Annotated in this window: 10 protein-coding genes and 2 rRNA genes; 8 read left to right on the forward strand and 4 right to left on the reverse strand. The window is 62.0% G+C overall.

Features of this window, described 5'->3' with window-relative positions:
* Both Q6A47_RS22670 and Q6A47_RS22675 read left to right on the forward strand, forming a co-directional pair.
* On the forward strand, positions 1-4,797 hold a 4,797-nt coding region (locus Q6A47_RS22670), incomplete at its 5' end, for an immunoglobulin-like domain-containing protein (RefSeq protein ID WP_304485452.1).
* A gap of 156 nt (positions 4,798-4,953) precedes the next feature.
* Positions 4,954-5,295 carry a hypothetical protein gene (locus Q6A47_RS22675; RefSeq protein WP_029614627.1) on the forward strand — a complete coding sequence of 114 codons (342 nt, stop codon included), beginning with the start codon at positions 4,954-4,956 and terminating at the stop codon, positions 5,293-5,295.
* A 39-nt stretch (positions 5,296-5,334) separates the two neighbouring features.
* On the opposite strand, the gene lapD is transcribed toward Q6A47_RS22675, so the two are convergent.
* On the reverse strand, positions 5,335-7,281 hold the full coding sequence (gene lapD, locus Q6A47_RS22680) for a cyclic di-GMP receptor LapD (protein ID WP_304485453.1): 1,947 nt from the start codon (positions 7,279-7,281) through the stop codon (positions 5,335-5,337).
* A gap of 9 nt (positions 7,282-7,290) precedes the next feature.
* A complete protein-coding gene (gene lapG / locus Q6A47_RS22685; protein WP_080754783.1) occupies positions 7,291-8,052 on the reverse strand; it encodes a cysteine protease LapG in 762 nt (253 codons plus the stop codon).
* Positions 8,053-8,257: 205 nt separating this feature from the next.
* Between lapG and Q6A47_RS22690 the strand changes: the two genes are divergently transcribed.
* The 6 genes from Q6A47_RS22690 (at position 8,258) to Q6A47_RS22715 (ending at position 15,852) form a co-directional block, all read left to right on the forward strand.
* A complete protein-coding gene (locus Q6A47_RS22690) occupies positions 8,258-8,950 on the forward strand; it encodes a GntR family transcriptional regulator (RefSeq protein WP_029614629.1) in 693 nt (230 codons plus the stop codon).
* A 71-nt stretch (positions 8,951-9,021) separates the two neighbouring features.
* Complete coding sequence (locus Q6A47_RS22695; RefSeq protein ID WP_304485454.1) at positions 9,022-9,606, forward strand: thioesterase II family protein; 585 nt, start codon at positions 9,022-9,024, stop codon at positions 9,604-9,606.
* Positions 9,607-10,206: 600 nt separating this feature from the next.
* Positions 10,207-10,983, forward strand: a complete 777-nt coding sequence (locus tag Q6A47_RS22700; protein WP_029614631.1) for a DUF3050 domain-containing protein — start codon at positions 10,207-10,209, stop codon at positions 10,981-10,983.
* Positions 10,980-11,909: a diiron oxygenase gene (locus Q6A47_RS22705; protein WP_039582471.1), complete on the forward strand. Its 930-nt coding sequence runs from the start codon at positions 10,980-10,982 to the stop codon at positions 11,907-11,909. The genes Q6A47_RS22700 and Q6A47_RS22705 overlap by 4 nt, the downstream gene beginning before the upstream one ends.
* Before the next feature lie 10 nt (positions 11,910-11,919).
* Entirely contained in the window at positions 11,920-15,351 is a 3,432-nt protein-coding gene (locus tag Q6A47_RS22710; protein WP_304485455.1) for an amino acid adenylation domain-containing protein, read from the forward strand.
* Positions 15,352-15,384: 33 nt separating this feature from the next.
* The gene (locus Q6A47_RS22715) at positions 15,385-15,852 is read left to right on the forward strand and encodes an SRPBCC family protein (RefSeq protein WP_029614633.1); all 468 of its coding nucleotides are present in this window, start codon (positions 15,385-15,387) and stop codon (positions 15,850-15,852) included.
* Positions 15,853-15,919: 67 nt separating this feature from the next.
* Here the strand turns inward: Q6A47_RS22715 and rrf (Q6A47_RS22720) are convergent.
* A 5S ribosomal RNA gene (gene rrf / locus Q6A47_RS22720) occupies positions 15,920-16,035 on the reverse strand.
* A gap of 109 nt (positions 16,036-16,144) precedes the next feature.
* A 5S ribosomal RNA gene (gene rrf / locus Q6A47_RS22725) occupies positions 16,145-16,244 on the reverse strand; the annotation flags it as partial.

Here is a 16,244-nt window from a genome sequence, read left to right on the forward strand (position 1 = left end):
GCGAAAGACGACGTCTACGTCGGTGGTCAGGCGCCAATCGTCAACAAAATCACCGCCGTCTCTGGCGGCGACAACTTCGAGAAACTGACGCTGGGCAGCAACTCCGTGACCACCACCGTTACCGACGAGCCAGGTTCAGGCACGCCAGGCTCGGGCAACCAAGGCGACAAGGTCTCGGTCACCATCGTCAGCAACGGCGATGTGAACGAAGCCCAGCAGCCGTCGTTCACGGTGAAAGTCAGCCAAGTTCTGGATCGCCCATTGACGGTAACCCTGAGCACCGGCGACAAGGTGGTCATCGCTGCAGGCCAGACCCAGGTCGAGTACAAGGCCCCTGCTCAAGGCGAAGACGTCTTCAAAGACGCCGGCTCGCTCACCGTCGGCATTACCGATGCAAGCGTTACCGGCAAGACCTTCGAAAACCTGGAGCTGGGTGGCAGCGCCACCGTGCAGATCAGCGACACCATCAGCGAAGTGGTGGCCACGCTGACTGCCGACAAATCGACTGTTGCCGAAGGCGGCACCGTTACCTACACCGTCACCCTGAGCAACGCTCAAGGCCTGTCGGTTACCGGCCACCAAGGCCTGGTGTTCACCCTGAGCGACGGCACCAAGGTCAACATCGCTGCAGGTAGCGCCACCGGCACCGCGACCATCACCGCGAAAGACGACGTCTACGTCGGTGGTCAGGCGCCAATCGTCAACAAAATCACCGCCGTCTCTGGCGGCGACAACTTCGAGAAACTGACGCTGGGCAGCAACTCCGTGACCACCACCGTTACCGACGAGCCAGGTTCGGGCACTACAGGCTCCGGCAACCAAGGCGACAAGGTCTCCGTCACCATCGTCAGCAATGGCGACGTGAACGAAGCCCAGCAGCCAAGCTTCACGGTGAAAGTGAGCCAGGTTCTGGATCGCGACCTGTCCGTCACCCTCAGCAACGGTGCCAAAGTCACCATCGCTGCCGGTCAGACCCAGGTCGAGTACAAAGCGCCAGCTCAAGGCGAAGACGTCTTCAAAGATGCCGGCTCGCTCACCGTCGGCGTCAACAGCGCCACCGTCGAAGGCAAGACCTTCGAAAACCTGGAGCTGGGTGCACCGGCCACCGTGCAGATCAGCGACACCATCAGTGAAGTGGTTGCTACGCTCACTGCGGACAAGACCACGGTCTATGAAGGCGGCACGGTCACCTACACCGTCACCCTGAGCAACGCTCAAGGCCTGTCGGTTACCGGCCACCAAGGCCTGGTCTTCACCCTGAGCGACGGCACCAAGGTCAACATCGCTGCGGGTAGCGCCAGCGGCACCGCGACCATCACCGCCAAGGACGACGTGTACGTCGGCGGGCAAGCGCCGATCGTCAACAAGCTCGAGTCCGTTGCCGGCGGCGACAACTTCGAGAAACTGACCCTGGGCGGCAACACCCTCACCACCACCGTGACCGACGAACCGAGCGGCCAGGGCGACCTGACCACGGTGAGCATCAGCGGCGACACGTCGGTGACCGAGGGCGATACCGCGCACTACACGCTCACCCTGACCAGTCCATCGAAGACCGATGTCACCGTCACCCTGAGCTACAGCGGCACCGCCACCAACGGCCAGGACTACACCGGCGTGGTCACCGTGAAGATTCCGGCGGGCGCCAGCACGGCCAACTTCGACGTGAAGACCATCGACGACCAACTCGTCGAGGGCTCGGAGAACTTCACCGTCAAGATCACCGGCACCAGCGGGGGTGGTTTCGAGAACCTGCAGGTCGACGCGAACAAGGGTAGCGTGACCACTACCATCATCGACAACGACCACATGCCCGAGTCGCCCGGCGGCGCCGTCACCGGCACCGAGGACACCGACTACGTGTTCAAGTGGGGCGACTTCAACGTTACCGATGCCGATGGCAACACCGGTCTGGCCGTGGTCATCAGCAAACTGCCGGACCTGGGCAGCCTCAAGTTCTTCAACGGCAGCGCCTGGGTCAACGTGTCGCTGAACCAGACGGTCAGCCAGGCCGACATCACCGCCGGCAAGCTCAAGTTCGTGCCGCTGGCGAACCAGTCCGGCGTGGACGGCTATGGCGGTAACGGCGTGGGCAACCAGCAGGCCGACTACGCACAGATCAAGTACAAGCCGAACGACGGCACCAATACCGGCAGCGAAGTGACCATGAAGGTGGACATCACGCCGGTCGCCGACCGCCCTGACCTGTCGATCGGCAACAACAACGTCGCGTCGATCGGCCTGACCAAAGAAAGCTGGAACAGCCTCAACGGCCTGGGCACCAACGGCAACGGCATCACGGGCGACCAGTTGAAGAACGTGTTCGCCAACTCCGGCAGCGCCAACAAGAGCGAGCAGGTCACCACGGTCGATACCGCAGCCACCGTCAGCCCTGGCACCGGTTCGAAAACGTCCGGCCTGATCTACATGGAAGCCGGCAAGACCTACACCTTCAGCGGCACGGCGGACGACAGCCTGCAGATCGTCGTCGGCGGCAAAAACGTGGCCGGTGCCACCTGGGGCAATGCCAGCGGCGCCATCAGCGGCAGCTTCACGCCGACCACCAACGGCTACTACACCCTGGAGATCTACAACGCCAACCAGGCGGGCCCGGGTAGCCTGGACGTCAACATCAAGGTCGGCAACGGCCCGGTGACGGACCTGAGCGCCTCGAACATCCCGCTGTACCCGAACCTCGGTTCGATGACCGGCGCAGGCCTGACCGTCTCCGACCTGCACGGCAGCAACGGCCAGGGTTACTACGACGGCTACAAGCTCAACGAAGGCCGTGAGAACGGCGCGCCGGTCAAACTGGTTGGCATCAGCACCAACCTGACCGACACCGACGGCTCGGAAACCCTGAGCGTCAAGCTCAGCGGCATTCCGGCAGGCTCGGTGGTCAGCGACAACGCTGGCCACAGCTTCACCGTGGGCAGCAGTGCCGTGGACGTCACCGGCTGGAACCTCAACAGCCTGGCGATCAAGCCACCGGCCTACTACAACGGCCAGTTCGACGTGAAGGTCAGTTCGATCTCCAGCGAGAGCGTTGGCGGCAGCACCGCGACCAATGAAGGCACCTTCAAGGTCACGGTGTACCCGCAGTCCTACAGCACCAGCAACCTGACCGCCAATGCCGATAACTTCACCGGCACCGACGGTAACGACATCATCGTTGCCGACGTCGGCGGCCTGCATGTGGTGCCGGGCAAGGACTACAACATCGCCTTCATCGTCGACACTTCTGGCAGCATGGGCTCCTCGGGCGTGGATGCGGCGAAGAAATCGCTGGAGTCGGTGTTCAAGACCCTCGCGGCCAGCGTCAAGGGTGCGCAGTCCGGCAGTGTCAACATCCTGCTCGTGGACTTCGCCACCCAGGTCAAGTCGTCGGTTTCCGTCACCTTGAACGATGCCGGTCTGCAAAAGCTGCAAAGCCAGCTGAGCACCCTCAGCGCGGGCGGCGGTACCAACTACGAAGATGCCTTCAAGACCACGGCGAACTGGTTCCAGAATCTCAAGAACAGTGGCAACACTGGCAGCACGCAAACGTTCTTCATTACCGATGGCAAGCCCACCTTCTATCAGACAGGGGAGCAGGGCAACCCGGCGCTGGGCAGCACCAGCACGACCCTCGATAGCTACCTGAATTCCATCAACTGGAAGCCAGGCAACACGGTAGGCACCTATCTGGACAACTCCAACTACCTGTCGATCAACAGCAGCGGAGCGCTTACCGTCCAGACTTACAACCTCTGGACCGGCTGGAAAGTCACCACCAGCGGTGACATTCGCGCCGAAGGCAACGGTGGTTACGAGCTGTCGAACCTGGCCGGTACCGGCAATACCACCGACTCAGCAACCCTGGCGAACGCCAAAGATACCTTCAAGCTTTTGTCGGGCCTGTCCAACGTCGAAGCCATTGGCCTGAACAACGACATCAATGCCAGCGATCTCAAGCCGTACGACTCCGATGGCAATCCGCAGGCCAACATCGACCCAAGCAAGCTGGCCGAGGCCATCCTCGGTCACACCGAGGTGATGAACCCTAGCGCCGACACCGTCAACGGTGGCGACGGCAACGACATCATCTTCGGTGATCTGGTGACCTTCGATTCGGTGCCCGGCACCGGCGTCGAGGCGATCCAAGGCTATGTCGCCAACAAGTTGGGCGTTGACGTGGGCGACGTGGATGCCCGGATGATGCATCAGTACGTCACCGAGCATTACACCGAGTTCGATATCTCGCGCAGCAACGACGGCAACGACACCCTGATCGGTGGCGACGGTGACGATATCCTCTTCGGCCAGGGCGGTGACGACTACCTCGACGGCGGGCGCGGCAACGACATCCTGCTCGGTGGCACCGGCAACGACACGCTGATCGGTGGTGAAGGCAACGACCTGCTGATCGGCGGTGCCGGCAACGACATCCTCATCGGCGGCAAAGGCGACGATATCCTCATCGGCGGGAGCGGCGCAGATACCTTCGTGTGGAAGGCCGGCGATTTCGGCAACGATGTGATCAAGGATTTCAACCAGCGGGAAGGCGACCGCCTCGATCTGCGCGATCTGCTGCAGGGCGAGAAGGCCAGCACCATCGACAACTTCCTGAAGATCACCACCGTCAATGGCGAGTCGACCCTGCAGGTCAGTTCCGAAGGCAAGCTCAATGCCAGCGGCGGCGTGGCCAACGCCGACGTCAGCATCAAGCTGCAAGGCGTGGACTGGTCACACTCGTCGATCAACTCGTTGATCGCCGGTGCGGATCCGATCATCAAGATCGACAACGCCAACAGCTGATGCGTGAACCCCAGGCGGCTTCAACCGCCGCCTGGGGGCCGCGCTTTCCTGTCATCGCCGTGCGGGGCATACTCGCAGGTCGGCCGCTGCAAGGCCGCTGAACTTTGCCTATGCTCCTGACAACCAAAAGGAATAATCGTGACGAGGGTCGATGCCATGTTCTACGTGCAACGCGACGCCGACGGCCAGCTGCTGCGGGTAGAAGCTACCCCGTTTGACGAGTACACCGAGTCGCTGCCGGCCGACCATGCCGATATCCAGGAGTGGTTCGCCGACGATGTCGTGGAAACCAGTCTCAAACAGCTCAAGCAGAGCGACCTGGACATGATTCGTGTGCTCGAGGACTTGATCGAGGTGCTGACCGCCAAGGGCGTGTTCAGCATCACCGACCTGCCGCCGGGCGCCCAGGCCAAGTTGCTCAGCCGGGCCTCCGCGCGCAAGGCGCTGGGCAGCCTCAACAACCTGATCGAGGAAGAGGAAGAAGGCGGGCTGATCTGAATCAGGCCGCACCCTGAGCGGATGCGGCCCGGACCTGTATCACTTCCAGGGCGCAGGCTCACCCACCCATTGTCCCTGAATCCCCTGCACACCCATCTCGCGCAGTACCTGCAACTCGCCCTCGGTCTCGACCCGTTCGGCGATCAGCGGCAGGTCGATGCTGTGCGCCGCACCTTGGATCGCCTCGATGAACAGCCGCTTGTGCCGCTCTTGATCGATGCTGCGGATGTAACCGCCATCGATCTTGAGATAGGCCAGACCCAAGTGCGCCAGGTTGCCGATCATGCTGAAGCGCCCGCCGAAACGCTGGAGCGCCAGGCCGTAGCCCAGTTCGTGCAGGCGGCGGTTGAGCTTCTCCAACTGCGCCTGCTCCGGCAACTGTTCCTCGCCGATCTCGAAGGTCAGCCGACGTCCTAGCGCCGCATGCTGTGCCAGCAGTTCATACACTCGCTGCAGCGCCTTGGGATCGGCCAGCGTCGCGGCAGACAGGTTCAGCGCCAGCGACTCACCATGGCTCTGCAAGTGCCGAAGCACCTTCTCCAGCACCAGCAGGTCAAGCCGCGGCATCCAGCCGAAGCGTTCGAGCCAGGGCAGGAAGCGTCCGGCCGCCAATGCCTCGCCCTGCTCGTCGTGCAGACGGGAAATCACCTTGTAGTGCAGAATCCGCTCCGGCGTTTGGCAGTCCACGACCGGCTGGAAGAACAGCTCGAACTGGCCGTTGGTCAGGGCCTGATCCAGACGCGTGTGCCAGGCGTGATGGCTGTCGGCAGCTTGCGCGGCAGCGCCTTGCTCCAGGCAGACCCAGCCCGGCTCTGGCTGGCTCTCGGCACGCGCCAGCGCCTCGTCGGCGAGCTTGAGCAGCGCCTGCGGCGCATCCCCTGGACTGTAGGGCGCAAGGCCGATGCAGGCCACCGGATCGACATCACTGGCGCCGGTCACATGCAGGCTCTGCAGGGTCGCCTCCAGAGCCTGGGCCAGTTGAATGGCCTCCTCGTGCACCATGCCTGGCGCCAGCACGGCGAATTCACCGCCACGACTGCGGGTGATCAGGTCCTTGGTTTCCGGGAAGCTGGCACAGGTGCGCCGCAACTGTTCACCGACGGCTTGCAACAGCTGGTCGGTGCGTTGGCCACCCAGACGCGCGTTGAGGCCGGCCAAGTCCTGCACCCGCAACAACAGTAGGTAACCCGCGCGCGCCTCTTCCAGATTGCTCACTCGAGCATTGAGCTGCATTTCGAAATAGCGGCGGTTGGCAAGGCCGGTGAGGCTGTCCTGGTACGACTCGACCCGCAGCTTTTCGCTGCGCTCGGCCTGTTCGGTGAACAGCGTCTGCAGCTTCTCGACCATCTGGTTCATGGCCTGCACTACCCGACGAAACTCAGGCGTGCGTGGCAATTCCGGCAAGCTGAGGAACTCGCGCCGGGCAATGGCGTGGGACTGCGCCACCAGGTAATCCAGCGGGCGCAGTTGGCGACGCAGCAACAGCGCGCCGAGGATCGCACTCACCACGCCACACAGCAGCAGCAGGCCGAGGCTGCCCAGGGCGCTTTGCCACAGTTTGGCCAGGGCGAACATCGGGTGACTGATCACCTCGACCCGTGCCGCCTGCTGCCAGCCGCGGCTGACGATGGCATCGCCCCCGGCAGGCTCCAGTCCGATCAGGCCGATGAACCAGGCCGGCACACCGTTGCTGTCGGGCTCGGCATGGCGCTCGACCAGCACTGCGTTGGAATCCAGGTCGACGACCTTGATGCTCGAGTAATAGCCGCTGTCGAAGATCGAGCTGACCATCAGCTCGACCATGGCCGGATCGTCGATATTAGGGGTCAATGACAGGGCCAGCGCGGTCGCGGCATCCTGAGCGTGGGAGCGCAACTGGTTGACGTACTGGGTGCGCGAACTTTCCAGGCTGACCATGAAGCTGCCGCTGAAGGCGATCGTCAGGAGCAGGCATATGGCAAGCAGCAATTGTTTGAACAGTGACATCTGTGCTCCTCAATAGACCGGTTCGGCCGGGAACCCTTCGGCCTGCATTTTCTTCAGCACGTCCTGCCAGCGAGACAGGCGCTTGGTGTCGCCGACTTTCTTGTTGCCGGCGGCGCCAGTTATCCACAGGCCTTCGCCGTTGAAGGCATACACCGGCAGCAGGTCGGTGCGCTGGCTGGCCGGCTTGATCGAGTCCATCAAGCTGTCCAGCACCAGCGGCTGAGCCTGGGGACTGGCGTAGTAGGTCAGAACCATGTGCGCGCGGTTCAGCCGCAGCGCCTTGACGTAAGTGATTCGCAGCTTGTCGGCCGGGATGCCCATGCGCCGCAGACTGAAGTATTTGGCGATGGCGTAGTCTTCGCAATCGCCCGCGCCCTTGATCAGCGACTGCACCGGAGTGGCCCAGTAGTCGACCTCATGCCACAGGTCGATGTCCTCCACGTAGCGCATCTGTTTGTTGAAGAACAGGTTCACCACCTGCAGCTTGTCCAGCTCGCTGCCCTGATTCTGGGTCGCCATCAAACGCTGCCAGGCATCGATGCGCCCCTGTCCGGCGCCGAGCGGCCCGTACAACTGCTCCGCGCGGCGGCTGATCTGGGCGAAATCCCAATCGGCGTGCAAGCCGCCCAGCAGCAGGCAGCCTACCAGCACGGCGAGGCCGAGGCGATGCACGAGCTGCTTGAGCACTTCAGGTATCGCCACTGCGAACACCTTTCCAGAACAGACGAAAGCCGCGATGGTGCGGCTTACCCGTGTAAAAGACAATGGCACCTTACAATCACGGCGCTGGACGCCAATGCCCCGGCATTTGCCAACTGCCGATCAGGAACGGGCCGACTTCCCTTGCCTGGCGACTTCATTCACGATAGCTGCACTCCAGCGCCGTAGCAGCCCATCGCCTCGGTTTGACAAGTGACCACCCTGATCACTAGGGTTATTGGATCCAATCATCGCTATTCATCAAGGCAGACTCCGCGTGGCCGAGAAAATCCGACTCCTAAGCTCCGTGCTGGGTAACGAGCAAGTACCCGCTCATCTTGCCCGTAGCGTTATCGAAGAGCGCCTGCGCAGTGCCATCCTCGATGGTCGCCTGCCGCCGGGCACCGCGTTGCGTCAGGAAGAATTGGCAGGTCTGTTCGGGGTCAGCCGCATGCCGGTGCGCGAAGCGCTGCGCCAGTTGGAGGCGCAATCGCTGCTGAAGGTGGTGATGCACAAGGGCGCGGTGGTCGCTCCGCTGATCGGTGAAGACGCCGTCGATACCTACAACTTGCGCGTGCTCCTGGAAACCGAGGCGCTGCGTCAGTCCATCCCCAACCTGGACGCTGCCGATATCGCGCTTGCCCGCGGCTACATCGCTCAGTTGGAAGAAGAAACCCGGCACGCCGAAATCGGCCGCCTCAACCGCCTGTTCCACATGACGCTGTACAGCAAGGCCTCCAATCAAAAGCTGCTGCGTCTCATCGAGATCGAACTCAACGAGGAAGAGCGCTTCCTGCGTTTTCACCTCTCGGCCATGGGCCTGGGCAAGCTCACTCAGGATGACCACATCGCCCTGGTGGATGCGGCCAATGACAAGCTGGTGGAACAGGCCATCGAAGTGCTGGAAAAACACCTGAACACCGCAGCGCAGACCATCAGACGCTACTTGAGCTCACAAGCCGCCAAGTGAATTCTCAGCCGCGACGGCCGCAAGCCCTAACGGTCATCACGCCCGGCACACCTCGGGATGAAGGACAGACAGTGCACGTCCAGAACCTACCAGCCCCCGAAGACAGCGGGTCATCCGCGCAAGTCCGCCTCATCTGCCTGGCCTGCAGCCCGCAGCACCTGGAACGCTATCGAGCCTGGGCCTATGCCCTGAGCGACCCCATCGAGCTGATCGCGGTGGATGTACAGCGTTACGCCGACTGCGCGCCAAGCGACTTCCAGCAGGGCCCTTCGCCCCTAGCCCGTACCCTGGCCGACCACCTGCACCCTTACCTCAGCCAACCGCATGCCATTTTTGGTCAGCGTCTGGGCGCGCACCTGGCCTTCGAGCTCACTCAACTGGCAGAGCGTGAGTACCCTGGGCAGACTCGTCATTTGTTTGTTTCGAGCTGTGACAGCCCGAGGGCAACCGAACCTCGGGCAAGCATCAGCGCCATCCAAGTGCCGATGACGGTTCTCTATCCCGCCGGCTCACTCTCTCAAATGCTCGGCTGGCACGCTTTCGTCCGGCGGGAGCTGGAGCTCATCGAGTTACCGGACGCTTCGGCAGACCCTTCCCATGTGGATCAACGGCTCGTGCGAATCTTCGACACGCACCTCGGCTTATTGAGCTTCTGAACCCTGACACACGGCGTAATTGCCTCGCGTTGGCAGGATTTCCCCCAGTGTGCTGCCAAAGGCCGTGGCAGCGCGCGCCGTTTACCCCCACTCTAGTTGCGCCGTGACTGCTGATCGCCCTGTTCGGGGCCCGGTCGCAGGCCTTCCATACACCCGCAGAAGGAGTCTGATATCGGGGCAAGGGCCGCATGGCGATCAGCCGCCCCCGTAAAGCGAAACACGCCCGCAACGACCTTTACCAGTGCTCCGAGTGAGGCATTCACTCAACTTTAATTTTCTGATCTTAGTTATCGGAAGGGGCACTGCTTAATTAAATAAAACTCTCAAAAAGTTTTATATGGGCTCCCATTTTTCAACATCCCCACTCCCAAAAATTATTTCAAAAAAACATTTGCCGACAACTTTGAAGTTGTTCTAACTTTTCATCGCCGCCCCATGGAACTTGCCTGGCCTGCTGCAGGCCGCATGCTTCATGGTCCGCCGGCTATACCGAGACTGCTCAGCCATCGAACTTAGATCGAGGCACTCGTTCGCTCAGACTTTGTAATGGCTGTAACGGCACGGTAACTAAGCGCCTAATTTCCACGAGGAATAATTGTGATGAGCCCATTGAACAGCACCCTGTCCAACCATAAGAGCGCCCTCGCCCGGCACCCATTGTTTTCCGAGATCGATTCGCTCGAAACATTGCGACGGTTCATGGAAACCCATGTTTTCGCCGTGTGGGATTTCATGTCGCTGACCAAACGTCTGCAACAGGAACTGACCTGTGTCCGCCTGCCCTGGCTGCCGCCGTCGGATCCCGCCGCGGCACGGCTGATCAACGAGATCGTGCTCGGTGAAGAGTCCGATGACCGCCTGCAACATGGCCACTACAGTCATTTCGAACTGTACCTCGACGCCATGCGCGAGGTCGGGGCCAGTACGCAGGCCATCGAACACTTCGTCAGCTTGCAGCAGCAAGGCGTGGACTACCTCACCGCGCTGCAACGTTCAGGCGCCAGCGAGGCGGCCAGGCGCTTCGTCAGCGATACCCTCGACGTGGCCCTGCACGCTCCAGCGCACCGCGTGGCCGCCGCGTTCCTGCATGGCCGCGAGAGCGTCATTCCCGCGATGTTCCAGCAGATCCTCGATGAATGGGGCATTGGTCAGGCCCAAGCGCCGACGTTCCGCTACTACCTGCAACGGCATATCGAGGTGGACTCCGAGGACCATGGTCCCGCGGCTGAGCAACTGCTGGCGCGCCTGGTCGATGGCGACCCACAGCGTCAGGAAGAGGTCTACGAGGCCGCCATCACTGCCGTGCAGAGTCGTACCGCGCTGTGGGACCGTCTGCGCGCTTCGTTGCAGGTGCCGGCCGGGGAGGTGCTGCCATGAATGCGCTGGACTACCGTTCTTTCGCCGAGGCCTGGGAAGAGCGCGCCACCATCCGCACGCGGCCGCGTCGCCGGGTCGAGGACGACCAGCGGTTGATCTATCCCCTCAGTCGCCAACCGCTGGTGCTCAGTGCCACCTTCCAGCAAGGCTGCCCGCAGTTGCGCGACTTCGTGCTGGTGCAGAGCCTCTACAAGTTCATCAACGATGTGGTGATCTTCGAGACCGAGATCGTCGACCGCACCGCCCGGCGCATCGCCAAGGATCACTTTGCCGTGCGCTTCCCGTTCGCCTGCCGCTATGACGCGATGACCGTGGTGGTCGATGAGGACTATCACGCGCTGGTGGCCATGGACTTTCTGCAGCAGACCATCGCCCTCACCGGCATCGAGCCCATCGTCCTGCCTGGCGAGATCGAACTCAGCCGCGCCATACCTGCAGCGCTGGCCCAGGTACCGGCGTCCTTGCGCGATGCCTTGGAGCTGATCTGCGTCGGCATCGCCGAGAACACCCTCACCGATGACGTCGCAGCGTTTGCCCGCGACGACACGGTCAAGCCCTCGGTGAAAGGGTTGATGGCCGATCACCTGCTCGACGAAGGGCGTCATTCCAGCTTCTGGGCACGTCTGACCCGGATTTACTGGCAGGCCGCGCCTGAACACGAGCGCGAAGCCATCGCCCGCGTGCTGCCGGTGTTCCTCGGCCAGTACCTGACCAACGAGATCCAGCAGACCTTCGACTTCAGCCTGATCCAGGCCTTGCCCATCAGCGAAGACCTGCGTCAGGCGCTGCGCGAGGAAGTGCTCGGCCTGGCCTATCCGATCAATCACCAGCATCCGCTGCTGGGCAACATCCTGCGCTTTTTCCGCGCCAGCTCGATGCTCGAGTCGCCGTGTGTGCAGGACGCCCTGCGTGATTACCTGCCCTGAGGAGCTGCGCATGCGACGTCTCAACATCATTCTGGTCGGCATCAGCCCGGCGCTGCACGCACTGGCGCAGATGCTCGACGATCATGGCCATGCCTGCGTGCTGGCCGAAAGCCCGGCGGCGCTACGTCAGGCGCTGAACGCAACGCACTCGCTGGCATTGGACGATGGCAGCCTGGCGCTGTCCTCCAGCGACTGGCAGGGCCTTGCCGATGCCCCTCTGCTCAGGCTGCGCCTGGGCACCCATCACGCGACTACGCTGCCCGCACTCGAGCTGCTGTGCTGGTATGGCAGCGCCACGGCCCAGCGTCTGATCGCACGGGTGGCGCTGGCGGCACCCGTTTCAGGCAATGGCCAGCAAGTGCGCGAAGAGGCTCTGCAGGTCATTGCCGAGCAGGTCACCCTGCTGAGCACCCGACTGGCCCGCGATGCCTGTGCGCTTCGCGAGATGCCCACAGCGCTGGCTGGGCTGCATGAGCGCGAGCATGGACTGCAGTGGCTGGAGTCGCTGGCTTTCCATCACCCCTTCAACCGCACACAGCGCGCAGCCCTGCTGGAGCAGGCTGAAGGCGACTTGATGCAGTACCTGGAGCAAGGCCTGCGCCAAGCGCCGCAGAGACCCGCTCTCAATAGCAATGGCGAACGTATTGGCTATCGCGAACTGCACGGGCTAGCCGTCGCGCTGCAGCAGGCGCTGTTGCCGCTACTACCCGAACACGCTGACCAGCCGGCGGTAGTGGGTGTGTGCATGGCCAAGTCACCCGCCCTCTATGCAAGCCTGCTGGCCGTGATGGGTTGCGGCGCTATCTACCTGCCACTGGACCCTGCAACCCCCGCTGATCGTCGCCGACGCATTCTCGAGGACGCCGGCGCGCAGGTGCTGCTGCACGATGGCACGGTGCAGACAGCCCTACCTTCGCTGGATGTAAGCCGATTGTCGTCGACCCAGTGGGCGGACGTGCCTTCGCTGCAGCAACGTCCAGGTGAGCCAGACCGCGCGTGCGTGGCGATCTACACCTCCGGCACCACCGGGCAGCCCAAGGGCGTGCTGCTCAGCCAGCGCAACCTCTTGCACTTCATCGCCTGGTATCGCGAGCATGTCGAACTGGATGCCGACAGTCGTGTATTGCAGTTCTCCACCATCGGCTTCGACGCCTCGCTGCTGGATATCCTGCCCACCTTCGCCAGCGGCGCGGAGTTGGTGATTCCGGACGAGGAGCACCGCCGTGATCCACAGCGGCTGGTCACACTTATCCACAGCCAAGCGGTCAGCCATGCATTTCTGCCACCCGCGTTGTTGAGCATCCTGCCCAGTGACGCGCCTCTGGGTCTGCGGCACCTGGTGACGGGAGGCGATGTCTGCGAGCCGGAGGTGATCGCGCGCTACAGCCAGCAGTGCCAGATGCACAACATCTACGGACCGACCGAAACTACTGTGCTAGCGACCACCCGGGTGTTCGCTGTCGGTACGAGCAACCGAAACCTCGGCAAGCCGATCGCCAACACTCAGGTGCTGATCCTCGATCCGCATCTTCAACCGGTCGTCGAGCAGACGCCGGGCGAACTCTACCTTTGCGGGCCCGGGGTCGGTCTGGGATATCTGAATAATCTGACACTCACCCAAGAACGGTTCGTCACCCTCGACCTGCCAGACGGCCGTGCTTTGCGCGCCTATCGCACGGGGGATATCGGCAAATGGACAGACCACGGTATCGAGCTGTGTGGGCGACTCGATAACCAAGTGAAGATCCGCGGCTTTCGCGTCGAGCCGGAGGAGATCGAACACTGTCTGCGTGCAAGCGGACTGTACAAGCAACTGGTGGTAGTGATCGACGAGCAGCGGCGGGTGCTGGCGTTCATGGCGCAGCCCGCTGCCCAGGACGCCCTGACAGCGCTGCGCCAACACGCCGAAGCGCATCTGCCGGATTACATGCGCCCAGTGTTCTATCAGATGTTGGAGCGGATGCCGTTTACGGCCAACGGCAAGGTCGACCGCCAGGCCTTACGGGCGCGACCGCTGGCGTTGCCTCCCAGCGCACGGGTCGGCCCCAGTACCGCCACCGAGCAGCGCCTGTTGGTGCTGTGGAGCAAACTGCTGGAGCTGGCAGAGGCGGACATTTCCGTGGACGACAGCTTCTTCAACCTCGGCGGCCATTCCATTCTGCTCTCCAGGCTATTGCTGGAGGTGCGTCAGCTGTTTGGCTGCGGGGTTGCCATCAACCGCTTCATCGAGCAGCCGACGCTGCAACGGCTGGCGGCGCTGCTCGACGGTGAAGAGGGGGGGATCGACGGGGGCTTGGACCGTCTGGAACAGGACGCCAATCGGCCGCTGGATCTGCACGTGCTGCCCTTGGAGGCCATGGGCGATGTGCACAAAGTCATCGTCACCGGCGCCAACAGTTTCCTCGGCGTCCACTTGGTCGAGGCGCTGCTCGACTGGGGAGCTACGGAGGTGGCGTGCCTGGTGCGCAGCAGCGCTGAGCAGACGGCCAACGAACGCTTTGCCCAAGCCATGCGCGATAACCAGCTGGACTTCGACCTGACACGGGTGCGGGTGCTTGCCGCGGATCTGCGCCACCCGCGATTGGGGCTTGGCGAGGCGGATTACGATGACCTCGATCTGAACTTCGGTGCCTTGCTGCACAACGCAGCGCAGGTCAATCACGTGCTGGATTACCAAGCACTGGCTGTGGATAACATCGAGCCGCTGTTCGAATGCCTGCGGCTGTGCGAAGGACGGCGCAAGAAGATCTTCAACTTCGTCTCGACACTGTCAGCCTGCAGCGCGGTGAGCGGTGATGGGCGTGTACTGGAACAAGACCCGGCTGTCACGCCGCCCATCTACCTGCGCAATGGTTACAACCTGAGCAAATGGGTTGGCGAGCGCATTCTGCATCGTGCTCGTGAGGCGGGCGTACGGGTGAATCTGTTCCGGCCTGGCAACATCACTTTCGACAGTCGTAATGGCGTCTGTCAGCCACACCGTAATCGCTTGATGCTGATGCTCAAGGGCTCACTGCAACTGGGTCAGGCCCCCCACCTGGAGATCGATTTCGACCTCATGCCGGTGGACTTCCTCAGCCGCTTCATCGCCTTTCACAGCAGCCGGTACCAGCCTGGGCACTGTGTCTTCAATCTGCACAACCCCGAGCCCCTGCGTTGGCAGGACTACCTGGCTGCGTTTCGGGAACAGGGCCACGCCTTCGATGTGGTCGATGTCGCGCAATGGCAGCGTCAGTTGGGACGGGTCGATCGCGACAACGCGCTGTTCGACGTGCTGGGCTTCTACCTCGAAGGGTTCGAGGAGGACATCGGCGATATCGCCGGGATCGAGCATGGCAATGCCCGAGAGGGCGTGCGACGCATGGGCGCGTGCTATCCGGTCAAGGACACAGCGCTATTGCAACGCGGTTGCCGCTACCTCAGCGACATCGGTTTTCTCTGACTCTTCGCTTTATCACAACAGGAGCAATACGACATGCAAGCACTCAAGCCCGATACCCTGATTCGCAATCCACAAGGTTGTCTGGTGGTCTCCAGCGTGGACATCACCGCACCGGCCTCCGCTGTGTGGCGCATGGTGGGCAACTTCGCCGGCTTTCCAGTGTTCATCCCGGCCCTCTCGCATATCGAGATGACCGGCAACGGGGTGCGCTCGGTACGCAAGAAGCTGTTCAAGGACGGTCATGTGGTGATCGAGCAGTTGAACTCGCGGGATGACGAAGCGATGCACATGACGTGGAGCCTGATCTATACCAGCCTGAATATCGGCAATTTGTGGGCAGCCATGCAGGTCGAGCACATTGACGCCCAATCCAGCCGAGCGACTTGGACTATCCAGGCAGAACCTTGGGAAGGAGGACCGCAGGCGCTACCGGAATTCCAGGCTTTCTTGCAGGGCTTTGCCGATCAAGCGATGGGCAACGTACGTAATCTGCTGACCTGACCTGACAGATCCCCCAGAAAGACAAAACCCCTACCTGCTTGCGCAGATAGGGGTTTTGCGAAATGAATCTTGACGATGACCTACTCTCACATGGGGAAACCCCACACTACCATCGGCGATGCATCGTTTCACTGCTGAGTTCGGGATGGGATCAGGTGGTTCCAATGCTCTATGGTCGTCAAGAAATTCTGTGTGCAGGCCCGTCCCAAGGACGTGTCTGCGAATCTCTGTAGTCTCTACTTAAAGACAAAACCCCTACCTGCTCGCGCAGATAGGGGTTTTGCGAAATGAATCTTGACGATGACCTACTCTCACATGGGGAAACCCCACACTACCATCGGCGATGCATCGTTTCACTGCTGAGTTCGGGATGGGATCAGGTGGTTCCAATG

This window comes from Pseudomonas boreofloridensis (assembly GCF_030580795.1).
Lineage (GTDB): Bacteria > Pseudomonadota > Gammaproteobacteria > Pseudomonadales > Pseudomonadaceae > Aquipseudomonas > Aquipseudomonas boreofloridensis.